Origin of the sequence: Clostridium sp. KNHs214, from assembly GCF_000744935.1 — a bacterium.
Taxonomy (GTDB): domain Bacteria; phylum Bacillota; class Clostridia; order Clostridiales; family Clostridiaceae; genus Haloimpatiens.
The window spans coordinates 111,510-130,287 of the sequence record NZ_JQMW01000011.1 but is presented as its reverse complement, the minus strand read 5'-3'; the positions used below and the strand labels follow the sequence as shown (position 1 = coordinate 130,287).

The window sequence follows — 18,778 nt, the reverse complement described above, 5'->3', positions numbered from 1 at the left end:
CGTGGATATATTTTCTTTAGTTTTAATTTATTATTGTTTCATAATTATATAAAAAGATCAGAAGTAAAGCATTGAATTTACTTTAAATTTATTACTGTTTGCTGCTTGCCACAGAAAGAAATTCATCTTTTATATTATTTTTATAAGTGGGGGAGAGATTTTTAATTTTATTTAAAATTCTTTCCTTTTCAGAACCTTTAGCTGGTGTTGGACAGTAGTCATTGATATTGCTTTTTGAAGATATGCTGCAAGGAATAATTTTAGTTTCGTAACCCTGAAGCTTATGGTCTTTAAATTTAAATTTGGTTCCTAATATAAATGTATCTTTATCACTAGGGTTGGAATTTCCACCAAAGCAGAAAATTCCCATGCTATAGCATATTATTTTATTCTTATACTTTTCTATAGCTTGAATCACATGAGAATGATGGCCTATTATAAGGTCAGCACCGTTGTCTATGGCAAAATGAGCTATATTTTTTTGAGTAGCATTTGGCTCATATTGTCTTTCTGCTCCCCAATGAAAATTTATAATAACTGTGCAGTTTTTACTTTTTAATTCATTTATGTCCTTTTTTAATTTATTTAAAAATTCTTTGCTACCTGACCAGGCTTGATAACCAAGAAGACCAAAATTTTCACCTTTAATATTTTTAATAACTTTTTCGCCTTCTCCAAAGTAAAGTATTTGTTGAGTTTTTAGGGCTTGTTTTGTATCTTGAAAACCCTTATCTAAATAATCATATATATGATTATTTGAAATATTTACAGATTCAATAGAACCTAATTTTAGCGCTTTGGCATAAGAAGGATCGGCTTTAAAGTTAAAATTCTTTTGTTTCTTAACAGTGGCATTAGTAAAAGTAGTTTCTAAATTAGCGATAGTAAGATCATCGTTTTTGAATATGCTAGATACATTTTTGAAAAAGTAGGAAAAGTCATTATTATTTTTTTCTAGCATGCAAGGAAGACTAGTGCTATATGCAAATTTAGTATCTGTACCTATAGTGCAATCTCCCACAGAATTTATTAAAACTTCTGAATAAGTATCCTCTTTATTTTCTTCCTTTGATGCTTTTTTATCCTTTGAGGAGGTTCCTTTTTTATTAGTTTTGTCTTTATTTTCTGTGGAAATACCCTTATTTCCATTAGTATTTTTAGAAACTTTTTTATCTCCTAATTTGCTATATATAACTGCAAAAATCAATATAAGTATCAATAAGGATAAGGCTGAAGAAAGAAAAAATCTTTTAATATTTTTTATTTTTAATTTATGCTTTCTCCTAGTTTGTCTAACTCCCATTTTTATCCCCCTTTATTAATAAATGATTACACTAGTATTATAGAATTAAAAAGAATTAGTATTCTATATAAACAGAGCTCTTAGCTTCAGATGGAGTTTTTACTCCAACTGAAGGTTAGAGATCGTTATCCAGGGACGTAGCTGCCGTTATCTCCCACTTTGTTAGAAGTGGGAGTGTTACGGCAGGTAGTCATCGGATAAATTAAATAAAATTAGCATAAAGTTCAAAAAATCATCTATGACTACAGCGTAGAAATTTACTAGTGACTATACAAATATAATTTTATAATATTAACATATAAAAGTCTATGTAATAGTGCCCTTTATTGTATAGTAATTTATAAATTTTTATTTACATGTTCATTATAATTGAACTTTCGCAGTTAAGCACATTCAAATAAATTTTTAGGTACATTCAAATAAATAACAAGTCAGTGTATGCTAGTCTATTTTGCGTCAGCAGGTTCCACTGATAGTTCTATTAAAGGCGTAATCGGCTTCCTTGTCTGACACAAAATATACCAGCATCTTTGACTTGTTATTTATATGAATGTACCTTACCAAATTTGAAACTTATTTCAATCTTCAATTTAAATTTTGCATTTTAAATTTCACATTAAAAGGTTATTATTGAAAAATCTATGACTTTGTTGAAATTTTCTGATAAAATAATAAAGAGGTGAGTTTTATGATGAAAATTGGAAAAAAGCAATGGCTTGCTCTCGGAGCTGCAATACTATTAATTTTAATAGCTATAAATATAAGGGAAGTTAAATTAATTAAAAGAGAGAAGAAAAATGCACAAAGTTTATTTTTGCAGGGAAAATATGATGAATCCATAGTAAAATATAATGATTTAGCTAATAAAAAAAAGAAGGAGCCCTTATATTATGCAAAAATAAGCAGGATATATTACATAAAGGGCGATGAAAAGAAATCTAAAGAATACATGGATAAAGTGAAAGCCATGAAATATACAAAAAATCAAGAGGCACTTTCTTATGTAATGTCCAATTATTTCATAGAAGGAAAATATAAGGAGGCTTTAAAAGAAGGAGAAGAAGGGGTAAAATTATACCCTAAAAATAAAATAATATTAAATCATATGATAACTTTATACCATATGGAAGGGCAAAGCAATAAAGCTAGGGAACTTTTAAATAATTACCCTATAAGCAAAAAGTATTCAGAGGATTTAGCTGAGTATGGTAAATTATGCATAGCTATTGGAGATGTGGATAAGGGAATAGATAGTTTAAAGGAAGCTTATAAAAAAGATAAGGATAATATAGTAATTTATGATACTATTTCTCAAATGGCAACTTCTAATTTTACTAAAACTGTAAATAAGATAAATACTCTTAAAAAAGGGACTAAAGAAAAAGAAGAAAGTATTATGTACAAACTTTGGCTTGCGAAGGTTTATTCTTTAAAACCTGAAAACTGTGAAGAGGCATTAAAACTTTTAAGAGATGAGAATATAGATAAAGAAAGTTTAAGCTGTAATATGATAAAGTTATCTATATATAGTAATGTAGGAGATTTTCATAATGCGAAAAAGGTAGAAGAAAAACTTAAAGAAAAGTACAAGGATAGTTATGCAGCTAATCATTCCATAGCGTGGTATTATTTAAAAAAGGAGCAAAAGGATAAAGCCAAGGAGTACTGCTTAAAATCCATAGAAGAAAATCCTTTATATACAGATAATTATGGATATTTAATGCCAGAAATACTAGGTGAAAATAAAAATAGCAACTCAGTTGTTGCACATTACTCGGAAGCCTTTTATAGAGAGCCTTTTAACCACAATATAATGATGAATGCAGGAAATTATTTTTGGTCTGTTCAAGGCGACATGGATAATTCTATAAAATACTACCAGATTGCAGAAAAATTGAATAAGGACAATAGTGAAATTAAGTATAATATTGCCACTATATATTTAGATAATAATAATTCCAAAGGTGAAGAAATTTTAAAACAGTGTATTAAATTAAATCCAACAGAAACCAAATATTACAGAACTCTTTCAGTTTTTTATTCTTATAAGGGAAAATATAAGGAGGCTAAAGAATTTTTAGACAAGGCTTATGCTGAGGATAAAGAAGATCTTTTAACTTTAAATAATATAGCTGTTTATTATATTATCGGAGCATCAGATGTAGAAAATGGATTTTCTACTATGAATAAGGCCTACGAAGGAGCAAAGAAAATTAAAGGATACCCATCAAGTTCCTTTGATATTATAGAAAAGAACTTCCAAAAGATCAAGAGACTTCACGAACAATATAAAAGTGCAAATAGCTCTACTATTGAAATTCCTGAGTTAACTTTATTTTATTAGGAAAGTAGGCATAAAATGATAGTGAATTTGCAATACAAGTATAAAAAATATATTATTTAATAGGTAGTATTTTAATTAGTATAGTTTAGGAACTGAGTAATTTATATATACTCAGTTCTTATTTTTTATTTATTTAAAGATGTATTTAAAAAATCAATAAAAATAGAGTAAACAATAGTAATTTGTAATAAGAATTGAAAGTAATAATTTATGTGCTAAAATTCTTGTTGCGGGTATGTAAAAAATAAATATAATTGATAGAAAAATGTCTTAATTAAAAAGAAAATATAAATTAATGGTAGTTTAACGTGGTTTTGTAAAGTTATTTTTTATAAAAATCAAATTGTAATAAATAATGTCATTTAAATTATTTATTATAAATTATATTTATAACTCATATTTAGGTAATCCATATAGTAGTCTAGAAAATGCCTACAGGATAATAAAATTAATTTACTTATATACAACAGGTGCTATAAGAGACATGGAATGGAGTTGATAAAATGATTATAGATACACATATTCATGAGAGTAAGTATTCTTCTGATAGCAAAATGACATTAGAAGAAGTTATTGAACAAGCTAAAAAAATAGGATTAGATGGAATTTGTATAACAGATCATGATAATGATTTTATTAGGAAAGAGGCTAAAGAAGTAGCTAAAAAAATGAACTTTACAGTTATAGTGGGTGCAGAAATATTGACCCACGAGGGAGATGTTTTAGTTTTTGGAATGGATAAGTTACCAGAGAAAAAAATTCATGCTTGGGAACTTACAGAGATGGTTCAAGAAAAAGGTGGAATAGCTATAAGTGCTCACCCTTTTAGAAATAATAATAGGGGCTTAGGAGAAAACATAAGAAGAACTAAATACTTAAATGCCATAGAAACTTTTAATGGAAGTACTTTACCACATCATAATCTTCAGGGTTTTACTTTAGCAGTAGAGTTAGGAATACCTTGTGTTGGAGCTAGTGATGCACATATTATAGATAAGATAGGAACTTATGCTACAAGATTTTTAACAGACATTAAGGATGAAAAAGATTTTATTCAAGCAATAAAAGATGGCAATTTTCATCCTGTTATGAAAACAGAAGAGGGATTTAAGGATATAGATTTATATATGGGCTACAATAAATAGAGCTCTTAGCTTCAGATGGAGTTTTTACTCCAACTGAAGGTTAGAAATCGTTATCCAGGGACGTAGCTGCCGTTATCTCCCACTTTGTTAGAAGTGGGAGTGTTACGGCAGGTAGTCATCGGATAAATAAATTTATAAAAGTGATGTAAAATACAAAAACCATGCATAAATGAGAAAATAAATTTCTTTATGTGCATGGTTTTTAATTTACTTGTAGTTCGCAGATTTATATTTCAGTAGATAATTAAAAATGAGTAGCACTCAATGCTTAATATTAATGTACACTACTTGTTAATTGCATTTCTAACTCTTTTGTTGAAAGCTGTTCCTTTGAGAAAAGTGCATATATGGACAGACAGTATGGTGGAAGAGAATCTCCTGTAAATATTATCTTATCCTTTAGAATATTTTCTGTTATTGAAGAAACTTCAAAGCCTAAGCTTTCTAGGGAATATCTTAATTTATCCTGGTGAAGGCAAGGGCTATTTTTTTCTCTTGCACACTCATTGCATAAAGTGCATTTACCCCCTAAAAGTATTTTTGAATCATTATATAAGTTTTCCATAGAAAACATATTTTTATCCACAATTCCCCTAAGTTTATAGTAAATATCTGTTGATATGTGAATATTATCCATACTATTGCAAATAAGTTTGTCTACATATTCTCTTATGTCACTGTAATTTAGTTTAGCACCAATTATATACGCAAATTTATAATTGTGTATATACTCTTCTTCCGAAAAATCATAGGGAGGACAGGACCAAACCTTTTGGAAGTTTGGACAATTTTTGCAATAGCCACGTATAGTAGATTTTTTAAAGAATTTTAAAAGCTTATCTATGGTAGTTTCTGCTACCTTATAATTTATAGGGAAATCATTCATTTTAAATCATCCTTTCTATATAATATTTAATTTTCTATTAATATTTTTTAATTGTGCAGTATTTTTTTGTTGTAAATTATAATTGGCTAGATGCTAGATGTTGAACGCTAATTCTCAGTTATGTATTTAAAATATAAATGTCAAAGTTTAAATATTAAATTTATGGAGAATTTTTATAGTATATTATTAAGTATACTATTTTATATATATAATTAAAGAGCTTTTAAGGGGATTTCTATATATGAAAAGGCCACTAGGTAATAGGTTTAAAAAAATCAGAGATTTCGCACCTAAATTCCAGTAAAAATTTTATTTTTACTGGAATTGTATTTTTTTACACTTAATTAAAGGGCTGGTAAGCCCACAGACCGATAGGTCGCAAAAATAGCTACACTTTCCCCTACCCCATGAAACCTTAATAAATAATTTCCAATTTTATTTTTATTTTAAGTTTTCACAAAAAGTGGGTTATCCCAACTATCTTCTATAATAAATCTTTCATCTCTTATGTCTTCAATAATATCTACCTGAAGCATAAATCCAAATAGTACCACGAAGGTAATTGTTTTAAATAACTTTTTCTCATTTTATCAGCATCCTTTTTGTGTTTGTTTTAAGCAAAACTATTATAAAAAGGATGCTTTTATTTTGCAAATTTTTTCTCTATAATTTCCAGTAAAAATGGGAATTTATGTTTTTCAAGATAAAACTCAATCTTTCATTATAAATCAGTGGCTTACGCCAAAAAAATTTTAAGTGCTAAACTTCTGTAAAAAAATAAAAAAAACTTGACATAACGGGAAAAGCTTATTATAATCAACCCATAGGTAAATGCATTTACATAAGTTCTAATTAAAAACATATATGATTATTTTTAAGTAAATATTTGTGAAAATAGAGGTGCGGTGTTTAAGAGTACTGCTAATGAGGTAAGCACTATGAAGTAGCAGGAAAGGAAATATCGCCGAAGCTTGAAGAGGATGCTTTAAATCTTCAATGCTGGGGATGTATAAAATATATATATCACTGTCACAAGTAAGCAATTATTTGTGGAGAGCTATTGGTCAACAATGTTTACGCGTTAAGGAATTTTAAATGAGAACATTTTATATTGCTTTGCAGTATGTAGTTCTCTATATATCCTAATGTGTATTCGGCCTTGAGTTTAGCTCAAGGCCTTTTTTAGTTGTTCACTAGTTCTCTTCCAAAATTAACAGGAGGAGAAGAAAATGAGAAGAAAAGGATTTTTATTTGTACTAATTACATTTATTATGATTTATTCAGTAAATTTAACTGTTTTTGCTGAGGAAGTGGACAAGGCTGCTTTAAATGCTCAAAGATTTGGATTTTGGACATTGGTTCCACCGGTGGTGGCAATAGTCCTTGCATTTATGACTAAAAATGTAGTTTTATCTTTATTTTTAGGAGTATTTTCAGGAGCAATTTTACTTCAACTAAACGGAGTTAATCTTATATCTGTAGTACCAACTGCATTTTTAATGGTGGTAAATCAGATTTTAAAATCTCTTGCAGACCCTTGGAATGCAGGAATAATACTTCAGTGTTTAGCTATAGGAGGGCTTATAGCTCTTATATCTAAAATGGGGGGGGCAAAGGCTATAGCAGAATCTTTATCTAAAAAGGCAAAATCCCCTGTAAGTGTTCAAATTATTACTTGGATTTTAGGAATACTTGTATTTTTCGATGATTATGCTAATTCTCTTATAGTAGGACCTATAATGCGTCCAGTAACGGATAAGATGAAAGTATCAAGAGAAAAATTAGCTTTTATAATAGATGCTACAGCAGCACCTATAGCAGGTATAGCTCTTATATCCACTTGGGTAGGCTATGAGGTTAGCTTAATAAAAGATGGTTTTCAGCAAGTAGGTGTAAAGGCTAATGCATATAATACATTTGTTTCTACAATACCATATAGATTTTATAATATATTGATTTTGATATTTATAGTATTTACAGCTATAACTCTTAGAGAATTTGGGTCTATGCTTAAGGCTGAGAAAGATGCTAGAAATGGAATTAACAAAGAAGATTTAGATAAAATAGATTCTAAAGAGTTAGAGCCTAAGGAAGGTATTAAGTTAAATGTTTGGAATGCAATAATACCTATTTTGGTATTGATATTAGGAGCTTTTATAGGATTTTACTTAAATGGTTATTATGCTATTATGGCAGGAGAAGATAAAGGACTTATAGAGTTATTTAATACTGCACCTGTATCTTTTGCAGCTATAAGAGAGGCTTTTGGAGCATCCGATGCTAGTATAGTTTTATTTCAATCAGCTCTATTTGCAAGTATCGTTGCTATATTTATGGGTGTAGTTCAAAAAATATTTACAGTTTCAGAGGCAATAGATACATGGGTTGAAGGAACAAAAACTTTGGTTATAACAGGAGTTATACTTCTTTTAGCTTGGTCATTAAGTGCTGTAATAAAAGATTTAGGAACTGCTAAGTTTTTAGTTTCCATGCTTTCAAATAAAATACCAGTATTTTTACTTCCAACATTAATATTTATAATGGCGTCTATAATATCTTTTGCAACAGGAACTTCTTATGGAACTATGGGAATACTTATGCCACTTACAATACCTCTTGCTAGTGCTATGGCTTCAGGGGATTTTAGATATTTAACTATCAGCATAAGTGCAGTTTTAACAGGGGCAATCTTTGGAGATCACTGCTCACCAATTTCAGATACTACTATATTATCTTCCATGGGAGCTGGATGTGACCATATTAAACACGTTAAAACACAAATGTCCTATTCACTATGTGTGGCATTTATTACAGGAGTATTTGGCTATATACCAGTTACTTTAGGAGTGCCAGTTTATATAGTTCTTTTATTGGATTCACTTATTTTGTTTGCAATTGTTAGATTTGTAGGAAAACCAGTAGAAGGGGATATTTAGTGTGCTAGTTTTATAATAATAGGTGATAAATAATGGGGATTTGATATTTGAACTTTGATATTTATATTCAAATTTCTATTTTAGATACTAGGAAAAGCAATGAATAACCAATATAATCCCCAGTGTTTAATTTCAAGCTTCCAATACTTATGGTGGTGATTTGGAGCGTTGAAATTAGAACTGGGGATTAAATTTATTTTATTCTTCTATTTCTCTTCTATCTCTGCCAAAGAAGGAAATAGCGTAAAGACCCGCTATACCTACAAGGGCATATACTATTCTTGAAAATGTGCTTAAGTTACCAAATAAAGCAGCAACTAAGTCAAATCTAAAGAATCCTATAAGGCCCCAGTTAATTGCTCCAATCACTACTAATAAAAGAGCAATATTATCTAATGTTCTCAAAATTAAACATCTCCTTCTAATAATAATTTTCATAGTTATTATTTACATTTTTCAGAGTTTTAATACGGAAAACAAATATTTAATTACATATATGATGAATTTTATGATAAAATTATTATTATGAGGCTTATAATTAGGACTTAAGGAGGTGGTACAAATGAAAATATTTATGGCTATACTAAAAATATTAGTTTTTTCTATTATTATGTTGATAGCTTATAATTTGCTAAAAAAATATGTTTTAAGAAAAGTTAAAATAAAACATAAATGGATAGTGTTAGTATTAGGCCTATCTACCATAGTTCTTCAATCGTTTCTAAGGGTAAATCCTTATGGTATTTTGGGTATTGCATTATCAGGTTTAAGTATTATATTCTTATTGTGGTATATGGATTTAAAAGGATTCATGAAGGGCTCTGAAACTATTCAATCTGATGATACTAAAGGGCGATATATAAGTCCTTATGATAAAAAGAAGAATAATAAAAAAGATATAATAAAGCCAAAGGCTAAGCCTAATAAGGCAATGAAGAAGGAAGATAATTAGATAAGCGACTATTGATGTAATGGTAATTTTATGTCAATAGTCGTTATCTGTATCTCTATTTAATAGATCCATATATGAATTTATAAGCTCGTCTAATTCCATGCTAGCTTTAAGGATAAGCTTGTTATTGCCTAAATTGTCATCAGCGCAGATCACGGAGTTGTTTAGTTTATTTTGTAAATAGGCTATCTGTTTTTTTAGTTTTGCTCTTTTTTCTGAAAGATTCATATTATCAACTCCTATAATAAAATTTTTATCTCAGTGTTATATACTAATACTCCAAATTTATATGGAGATATTAGATAATTATAGTTATGTTTTTGGATAACAATTTTTAAGTTTAAATGGGGTAAAAAGTTCCCTCTGAAACTTATAAATTAAACTATATGAATAAATAAACATAAATTATGAATAAATTCAAAAAAATAATTATGAATAAATTTTAAATAATATGCATAAATAAATGTAAAAGTATTAATTATTAATATATTGAATATATTAACAATTTAATTATATTATAATATATTCTATGAATCAATATACATTATAAAAAATTTACACAAAATATAATATTGTAAAAAAATACACATAAATTTTAATTACTATAAAATTTGGTTTTGAAAACAAAAGAAAAGTTTTTATTGTTTTATGCATAAAAATAAATTTATAAATGAAATAGTTTAAGGAAGTGAGTGAGTATGAATAGTTATTTTTTAGGAGGAGCTGGAGAAGTTGGTGCTAGTTCTATACTTTTGAGAATTTGTAATAGAAATATATTATTGGATTGCGGAATAAGGCAAAGCGCTAGTAAGGATCCATTGCCAGATTTTAGAACTATACAAGAAAAGGGTGGTGTAGATGTCATTGTCATAAGCCATGCTCATATGGATCACATAGGTTCCCTTCCAATAATAAGTAAAGAATATCCAAATGCTAGAATATATATGAACAATATGACAAAGGATTTAACAAAGGTTCTACTATATGATAGTTTGAAAATTATGAACAGCAGGGAAAGTGAAATACCTCTTTATGCACAAAACAATGTAGAGGATATGCTCAATAGGATATTTACTATAAATTATGGAGTGGAATTTGAAATACTTCCAGGCATAAAAATTATATTTTACAATGCGGGACACATAGCTGGGGCTTCTTGTGTGTATATAAAAAGCAATGAGGGTGCATTATTTTATTCGGGAGACTTTTCATTATTTTCCCAAAATACAGTGGAAGGAGCTAAATTTCCTAAATTAAGACCAGATGTAGCTATTTTAGAATGTACTTATGGAGATAAGCTTCATTCTAACAGGCAGGTAGAAGAGAAAAGGCTTATAGAATTAGTAAAAGAATGTATAGATATAAAGGGAAAAATGCTTATTCCGTCTTTTGCTCTGGGAAGGGCTCAAGAAATTATATTAATACTTAAAAAGGCTATGAATAAAGGAGAAATTAAGAAGGTAAAAGTTTATATAGATGGGATGATTAAAGATATAAATACTGTTTATAAAAGAAACTCCCTTTATCTTAAAAATTCCTTAGGTAAGAAAATATTAAGGGGAATAGAGCCTTTTTATGATGATAATATAATTGCTGTAGATAATAAGGAGATTAGGAATGAAATAATAAGTGATAGTGAAAATTGTATAATAATTGCCAGCTCCGGTATGTTAACAGGTGGTTGGAGCCCTGTTTATGCAGAAAAAATTTGCTCTATGGAAAATGGATACATAGTTATAAGTGGCTATCAGGATGAAGAGTCTCCAGGAAGAAAACTTTTAAATTTGCTAAATGAACAAGAAGATAAAAAATTGGAAATTAACGGTAAAATCATACCTGTTAGGTGTCATGTAGAGAGAGTAGGTTTGTCTGCTCATGGAGATAAAAGTGAAATTAAAGGGGTTGTGCAAAGAGTACAACCTAAGGAACTTTTTTTAGTTCATGGTGAAAGAAAAATAATAGGAAATTTTGCAAAAGAACTTATGTTGGAGTTTAAAGGAAAATTATATACACCAGAAAGCGGTGAAGGATATACTATTGATGTTAAAAACAAAAGAAAGCAACTGCAGAGGATGCCTTTAAATTCTATGAAGAGATGTGAAAATTTGGAGGAAAGTAATATAAAAGAGCTTTGGGAATATACAACAGAAATCTATGGAGATAGACTTTTTACAGTAGAAGAGCTTTATTATATTTGGAGTGGTAAAAAAATATTTGTAGAAGAAGAAATATTTAGTACGCAAAAAATTATATTAAATACGCCTTATTTCGTATCCGATGAAAAGAGAATGTTTTTATTTAAGGCTGAAAGTTTAGATAAGGTGGAGAAAAGTTTAAAAAATGAAGGATTAAAACCTAATGAAATATCTGAACTTATAAAGGAGAGGTTTGAAAGGTTTAATTATAAAAAAGCCGGTCTTATGATGGAAGAAAAGAAAGTTGTACTTTACTTTAATTTTCCAAAGAGAGTTCCTGAGGATATATATCCATTAATAGAAGCTTTTCAAGATGAATTTTCTTGGAAGATAACTGTAAGTAATAGTTTTAATACTAATGCAGCAGAGGGGCTTTTAAAAAGTTTATTTGAACCTACATATATAAAGAAAATATCCTATAAATTAGACGAGGACAAGGTAATAGTGGATTTATATAAAGAAGATTTATTTAGTGAGAAATATAATAAGCAAGACATTGTAAATAAAAATGAAGAATTTAAAGAGAAGACAGGAATGACATTGGAAATAAAAACTCAATTACAGAGTATAGATAAATTTAACTTTGAAAATGAAGATATAATAAAAACTTCAAGGAAAAATGAAATGGAGCAAAATACAGCTATAAAATATTTAGACGATAGATTTATGTATGAAGAATTTAGACCATATAAAAAGAGCATAAAAAATATATCAAAATATAAGTATATGGAAGTTTCCTTTATAACTCCTATGGTGGGAGAAAGATATATAGAAAAATTAAGAGATATTTCAGAAAATATAGGTTGGGACATAAAAATATCTACTTCATGTAATCAAAATCAAATTATTAATTTAGCATTGGGACTTTGTAGTGAAAGGGGAATTTTGCTAAAAAAGAATCCGTCCTTTAGTCCATTTAATTTTTCAGTAACATTAAAGCCGAAGGAAGCCGTAGAGCCGGAAGTACTTGAGGAAATTAAGAAGATATTTGAACATAAAACAGGATGTGGGATTTGTTAATAAGTAATAAGTAATAAGTAATAAGTAAGAAGTAAGAAGTAGGAGTAAGAGGTAAAATATCTTGAAAAATTCAGCAAGCTTAATTTTGGACATAACTATTACTTATTACCTGCCACTTACAAATTAATTATAAAAAAACTCTTTGAGTTTTATCCTTAACTCTTACTTCTTAGCTATTACCTATTAGTTCTTAGTTACCAATTTTACGAGCATCCAGTGGTGGAGCCACAGTCAAGGCATACTTTACAGGTGCCATTTTGCACCATACGTGAGCTGGAGCAGTTGGGACAAGTTTCTGTGTAAAGTCTCTCTCCTTCAATTTTATTATCAAAAGGCTTTTCAGACTTTATATTTTTATTCTCTGCAAGATTTGTACTTTCAAAGTGCATGTTATTACGGACTTTGCTAGTCTCTATGTTTTTAAATTCATTATTTTTTGTATCTGAGATGGATTTAGATTTGCCTCCAAGAGTATTTAAATCCAAGTTTCCGAGTAAACCCTTAGTAGCTTCAGTGGTGTCGTTGGTTAAATATTCTGGTTTCACTTGGCATCTGCTGTAGTCACCTACTTCTATATCTATTACTTTGCTTACTAAATCTGAAATTGAAGACACATATTTTATATATGGATGCTTTTGTACAAAACCATAAGGTTCGTATATCTGTCCTCTTAACATTGCGGAGATGTCTTTTGGTGGTACATGATATTGAAGCATTACAGATAGTGATTTTGATAAGGAATTCAAAAGTCCCATTATGGTAGTGCCTTCTCTATCAGTGGTTATATATATTTCAGATATTTCCCCATATTCATTTCTGTTTACTGTAGTGTATATTTTTACGTTATCTATTTGAGCAGGATGAGTTCTTCCTTGGCGTATTCCATAAAGTTTATGTCTTGTGGAATATCGATGTTCATGTTTTAATGTATCCAATTCTTCAGTTAATCCTTTGGCTTTTTGTAGTAGCTCTTTGTAATTTAAATCTTCTAAAGACTTTTCTTTAGAATCTGTTAGAGTATTATTAAGAGGTTGACTTACCTTTGAAGAATCTCTATATATGGAAATTCCTTTTACTCCAAGCTTCCAAGATTTTAATATTACATTTTTAATATCTTCCACTGAAGCTTCCTTTGGAAGGTTAACAGTTTTAGATATAGAGCCAGAAATAAGTGGAGTTAGGGCTGCCATCATAAGTACGTGACCCTTGTAGGAAATATATCTCTTTCCACTGCCGCACACGTTTGCTGTATCAAAAATAGGTAAATGCTCTTCTTTAAGATGAGGGGCACCTTCTATTTTCCCATCCACTATTTTTTCATATTGAAAGTCATTTTCTATTACTGTTTCTTTTCTTAATATATAATCTATAATTTCCTTTATTTCATTAGTTGAATAACCTAAATTTTTAAGGGATTCTTCTATAACAGGGTTTACAATGGTCATGTAGCCGCCGCCAGAAAGTTTTTTGTATACAAAGTGACTGAAATAAGGCTCTATGGAAGTGGCGCCACAATCCATGGCCAAGGATATGGTTCCTGTAGGGGCTATGACAGATACTTGAGCATTCCTATAGCCATATTTTTCACCACAATCTAAAGCTGATTTAAAGCTTTCTTTTAAACTATTGCTTAAGTAATCTAACCCCATTTTTTCTAAAATGCTATGGTCAACTTTTACAGGAGTGTAGTTTAAGCCTTCAAAATTATCATTTAAGGTACTGGCAACTCTGCAGTGATTTCTTATAACCTTAAGCATGTATTTCTTGTTTATTTCATATTTGGGGAAAGGTCCTATTTTCTTTGCCATTAATGATGATACGTAATAGGAGTGTCCAGTTAATATGCCTGTAAGGGCAGAGGCTAAAGCTCTAGCTTCTTTTGAATCATAGGGGTAACCCATTACCATAAATAATGAAGCTATATTTGCAATACCTAGCCCAGTGGTTCTGAACATATGAGTTTTTCTGGCTATGTCCTCTGTAGGAAATTGACCCATATTTATTGAAGCTTCTAGCACTAATTGTGTAAGACCAACTAAGTGAAGATATTGATCTATTTTAAATTTATTTTCTTTGTGGTCATAAAATTTGTATATATTTATGGAAGCTAGATTACAGGAGGTATCGTCCAAAAATGCATATTCACCACAAGGATTTGTAGAATTAATTCTATTGTGTTTTGCACCAAATTTTTTATCTTCTCCTGCAGGGCATGTGTGCCATGCGTTGAAGGTATCGTCAAATTGGGAGGCAGGGTCTGCACAATCCCAAGCACATCTATTAAAAGAATTCCATAAATCTTTAACTAAAACTTTTTTATTTACAGAGGTATCAACTCTGCCTTTTAATTCTATAGTTGCATCTGGATTATTATTTAAGTTTTCAACTTTTTGCATAAAGGAATCTGAGAATCTTATGGAGTTATTAGCATTTTGACCTGAAACTGTTTCGTAAGCTTCACCTTCAAAACTAGTATCATAACCCATCTTTCCTAAATCTCTTACCTTTTGCTCTTCTTTTGCTTTCCAGTTTATAAAGTCTTGAATTTCAGGATGGTCTATGTCTAGGCATACCATTTTTGCAGCACGTCTTGTGGTGCCACCAGATTTTATAGCACCAGCATTTCTATCTAAAGCTTTGAGAAAACTCATAAGACCAGATGAAACTCCTCCACCAGAAAGATTTTCATTTTTAGCTCTTATATTAGAAAAATTTGTTCCTGTACCAGAACCGCCTTTAAACAACCTAGTTTCAGTTATAAAATGATCTGAAATAGAATGCTTTCCTAAAAGTTTATCTTCTATAGATAATATAAAGCATGCAGAGGCCTGGGTTCTAGTGTAGGAATCTTTGCTTTCTACAACTTTATTTGATTCTTTATCGAAATAATAATTTCCTTGCTTATTTCCAGTGATTCCATAGCATAGTGATAAGCCAGTATTAAACCACTGAGGAGAATTTGGAGCATACATTTGGTTTAGAAGGCCATAAACCATTTCATCATAAAATATAGAGTATTCTTCTTCTGTTTCTATAATTCCATCATCTTTTAAAGATTCACACCAAAAGTTCACTAATCTATGGGAGAGCATTTTCATGCTGTTTTCATAACCTATTTTATTAGGAACTCCTGATTTTTTAAAATATTTTGAAGCTATAATATCACAGGCATTTTGTGAATAGTGCATGGGAAACTCTAAATCCTTCATCTCTAATAATATTTTACCGCTTTTATGGTCTTTTAAAATAACATCAGTTTTTTTCCACTGAAAAAGGTCGTAAACAGTTTTATCATTTTGATTTTCTAAGTCTCTTGTAAATAATCTTTTAAATAAATCTTTTATATCATTCATATAGTCGCTGGTAATACCAGCTTTTTTCACCTCCATGTATTATCTTTATTATACCCTTAATATATACTATATATAGTTAATAGTATGAAAAAGTTATACCACATGTTGTATTATAGAATAAATATAACCTAAATTCAAATTATCCGGATTCTATTTTACAGGAATTATTTATGAATTTCTAGCTTTACCTTTTCTTTTTAAATTATTTATGGATTAAAGTATATAATTTGCATCCAAAATAAGAAAATGTAAATAATGATTATCCCACAAAAAGCATTACATTACCTGAATTATGAAATTTCTCTGGAATGACTTGCATAAGAAGCGAAGGAACTGTTTAAATTTAATTTTAGAAATTCTTCTTTTAGACAGATAAAATTATCGTAAGCCTGGCAAGGACGCCAGGCTAGCGAACCTGAGGCAGGACGCTGAATGTGAGCGTTAGATAATTTTATATGGCTAAAAGATTAGAATTTCTTAAATTAAATTTATTGTTCCGAGCTCTTATGCAAGTCATGGAGGAGAAATTTCATAATTCCATCACATTATACCTTATTGTGGTTTAATCAAATAATTATTTAAATTTATATATGTAATTATATGTTATTCTGTTATAATTATAATTATATATGAATTAGGAGGTAATATTTTATGAAAAAAATAAAATTAGTCAGCTCTATGTTAATTTTAGCTTTAGTAACATTTTTGCTGGGAGGATGTGGAGCTAATGATAAGTTATTTAAGGCTATTGATAATAACTCAAATTTAAAATCATATGGCTTTAAAGGGGATTATAAAGTAAAGATTTCAGGAAAAGAAGCTGCCTCTGCAGGTGGTTTAGAAAATTTAGATATGAAAATAGGCGGAAAGGTTGTTACGGAAAAAGATAAAAATGCAAAGATGGATATGAATGTTGATTATAATATTATGGGTGAAAAATTAAACATTAATATGATATCTTCTGTAGATTTAGATAAGGATGATTATAGGATATTTATAAAATTACCTGAAGAGTTAAAAAGTCAAATGCAGTTAGCTAATAAAAGTATAGAATATATCTATATGGGAAAAGATACTGTAGAAAAAATGAATAAAGAAATGGGAACTCAAGCTGGAGCTATGCCTCAAGAGGATATAAAAGGTATGACAGAAAGCATGACGAATTTGCAACAAGGATTAAATGAATTCGTAAAAGGTTATGTAGAAGAAAATGGAAAGAAAATGCTAACAAAACAGGGTAAAAAAGATATAGATATAAATGGTAAAAAAGAAAATGTCGATGTATATGAAATAAAAATGGATGATGCAGGGCTTAAGAAATTTTTAAAGGCCTTCCTTTCAGATAAAAAGAGAAAAACTCAACTAGAAACAGTACTAGATAAAATACTTGTAAAAGATGAAAAAGGAAAAGTAGATTATAAAAAGAGCTTGGAGAATGTAGATAAAATGCCTAAAATCATAGGAGATAAAGGGGCTACTTTCCAATTTGGAATAAAAGATGATTATGTTGTAAGTGAGAAGGTTAATATGGATTTAGTATTAGAAGGATCACAAGTAACTTATGACATAGATATGGTACTTTTCGATTTAAATAAAAAGATGGATATAAAAATACCAGAGAAAAATGATAAAGTTAAGGATCTTTACGATTTTATGATAGAAATGATTTCTAATTTAGCTAAATAAACAGATTTTTTAAGTTTTAGATGAGATTTTATTCCAATGAAAACTTAGAATTTGTATGTCTATTGTTAACTCTTATTTTTAAAAATGAATATTGCAGTAGCTGCACTATAGGATAAAGTGGGAGTGAAGAAATGAATATAACTCAGGAATCAGATTATGCAATAAGAGCAGTACTTTGTTTAAGTATATTAGGAGAAGAAAAGATTTTAGAGGCTAGGATTATATCTGAAAATCAATCCATACCTATGAGATTTTTATTAAAACTTTTAAGAAAGCTCAAGGCTACAGGTATAGTTAAATCTTATAGAGGTGTAAAGGGTGGATATTCTTTAGGAAGAAGTCCAGAAAATATCACTTTAAAAGATGTTATAGAAGCAGTAGAAGGCCCTATATGCATAAATCGATGTACTTATTCTCCAGAGGAATGTAATGCAAACAAAAATGGAAAATGTGCAGTGCATCATGCATTGATGAGAGTTCAAAAAAAGCTCATAGAAGAGTTGGAAGGAATTAATTTTAAAAAGCTTAAAGAAGAAACGAATATAAATTGTTATAGGTAATGAATTTAAATAAGGTAAGAAGTAAGAGGTAAGGTGGATTTTCCTTCACTATGTTACGGAAAATCTTTAATTAAATAAAGAGATAGTAAGAAAAGCTATAACTTTTTCATTAAACGAAGTAGTTATAGCTTTTCTTTTTAAATGCTTAGAAAGTTTTTTTGACGTAAGCACGCTGATTTATAAAGATTTAATAAAAATAAAATTGAAAATTATTTATTAAAGTTTCATGGAAGAGGGGGAAGTATAGCTATCCTGGAATTTGTTTACAAATTAATTATAAAAAACTCCTTGAGTTTTATCCTTATCGCTTACTTCGTACATTACTTATCTAAAAATTATAATTATAATTTTTAGTGATAAATTATACATTTTTTTATTGACATGAAGCACTTTACTGT

12 protein-coding genes and 1 riboswitch are annotated in these 18,778 nt (G+C 29.1%); of the genes, 7 read left to right on the top strand and 5 right to left on the bottom strand.

Features of this window, described 5'->3' with window-relative positions; translation table 11 throughout:
• Nucleotides 1-91: 91 nt before the first annotated feature.
• Nucleotides 92-1,303 carry a CapA family protein gene (locus tag CC89_RS09360; protein ID WP_035291566.1) on the bottom strand — a complete coding sequence of 404 codons (1,212 nt, stop codon included), beginning with the start codon at nucleotides 1,301-1,303 and terminating at the stop codon, nucleotides 92-94.
• Nucleotides 1,304-1,991: 688 nt separating this feature from the next.
• Here CC89_RS09360 and CC89_RS09355 point away from each other — a divergent pair.
• Nucleotides 1,992-3,647 (top strand): tetratricopeptide repeat protein, encoded by a 1,656-nt coding sequence (locus CC89_RS09355; RefSeq protein WP_035291563.1) that lies wholly within the window; start codon nucleotides 1,992-1,994, stop codon nucleotides 3,645-3,647.
• A 503-nt stretch (nucleotides 3,648-4,150) separates the two neighbouring features.
• Nucleotides 4,151-4,792, top strand: a complete 642-nt coding sequence (locus CC89_RS09350) for a PHP domain-containing protein (RefSeq protein WP_035291560.1) — start codon at nucleotides 4,151-4,153, stop codon at nucleotides 4,790-4,792.
• 274 nt (nucleotides 4,793-5,066) lie between these two features.
• Here the strand turns inward: CC89_RS09350 and CC89_RS09345 are convergent, their stop codons facing one another.
• Entirely contained in the window at nucleotides 5,067-5,678 is a 612-nt protein-coding gene (locus CC89_RS09345) for a DUF2284 domain-containing protein (RefSeq protein ID WP_035291557.1), read from the bottom strand.
• Nucleotides 5,679-6,565: 887 nt separating this feature from the next.
• Nucleotides 6,566-6,746, top strand: a riboswitch (Lysine riboswitch).
• A gap of 161 nt (nucleotides 6,747-6,907) precedes the next feature.
• Here CC89_RS09345 and CC89_RS09340 point away from each other — a divergent pair.
• On the top strand, nucleotides 6,908-8,614 hold the full coding sequence (locus CC89_RS09340) for a Na+/H+ antiporter NhaC family protein (RefSeq protein ID WP_035291554.1): 1,707 nt from the start codon (nucleotides 6,908-6,910) through the stop codon (nucleotides 8,612-8,614).
• Nucleotides 8,615-8,812: 198 nt separating this feature from the next.
• On the opposite strand, the gene CC89_RS09335 is transcribed toward CC89_RS09340, so the two are convergent.
• Nucleotides 8,813-9,019: a DUF378 domain-containing protein gene (locus CC89_RS09335; protein WP_035291552.1), complete on the bottom strand. Its 207-nt coding sequence runs from the start codon at nucleotides 9,017-9,019 to the stop codon at nucleotides 8,813-8,815.
• A gap of 157 nt (nucleotides 9,020-9,176) precedes the next feature.
• Between CC89_RS09335 and CC89_RS09330 the strand changes: the two genes are divergently transcribed.
• Nucleotides 9,177-9,566 (top strand): hypothetical protein, encoded by a 390-nt coding sequence (locus tag CC89_RS09330; protein WP_035291551.1) that lies wholly within the window; start codon nucleotides 9,177-9,179, stop codon nucleotides 9,564-9,566.
• Nucleotides 9,567-9,599: 33 nt separating this feature from the next.
• Here CC89_RS09330 and CC89_RS09325 read toward each other — a convergent pair whose 3' ends face one another.
• Entirely contained in the window at nucleotides 9,600-9,794 is a 195-nt protein-coding gene (locus tag CC89_RS09325; RefSeq protein WP_035291549.1) for a Spo0E family sporulation regulatory protein-aspartic acid phosphatase, read from the bottom strand.
• Between the two features lie 470 nt (nucleotides 9,795-10,264).
• Between CC89_RS09325 and CC89_RS09320 the strand changes: the two genes are divergently transcribed.
• Nucleotides 10,265-12,781 (top strand): MBL fold metallo-hydrolase, encoded by a 2,517-nt coding sequence (locus CC89_RS09320; RefSeq protein ID WP_035291547.1) that lies wholly within the window; start codon nucleotides 10,265-10,267, stop codon nucleotides 12,779-12,781.
• Nucleotides 12,782-12,984: 203 nt separating this feature from the next.
• On the opposite strand, the gene CC89_RS09315 is transcribed toward CC89_RS09320, so the two are convergent.
• Nucleotides 12,985-16,134 (bottom strand): vitamin B12-dependent ribonucleotide reductase, encoded by a 3,150-nt coding sequence (locus tag CC89_RS09315; protein ID WP_035291545.1) that lies wholly within the window; start codon nucleotides 16,132-16,134, stop codon nucleotides 12,985-12,987.
• A 651-nt stretch (nucleotides 16,135-16,785) separates the two neighbouring features.
• Between CC89_RS09315 and CC89_RS09310 the strand changes: the two genes are divergently transcribed.
• Complete coding sequence (locus CC89_RS09310) at nucleotides 16,786-17,820, top strand: hypothetical protein (protein ID WP_035291543.1); 1,035 nt, start codon at nucleotides 16,786-16,788, stop codon at nucleotides 17,818-17,820.
• 131 nt (nucleotides 17,821-17,951) lie between these two features.
• Complete coding sequence (locus CC89_RS09305; RefSeq protein WP_035291541.1) at nucleotides 17,952-18,380, top strand: RrF2 family transcriptional regulator; 429 nt, start codon at nucleotides 17,952-17,954, stop codon at nucleotides 18,378-18,380.
• The last annotated feature ends 398 nt before the right edge of the window (nucleotides 18,381-18,778 follow it).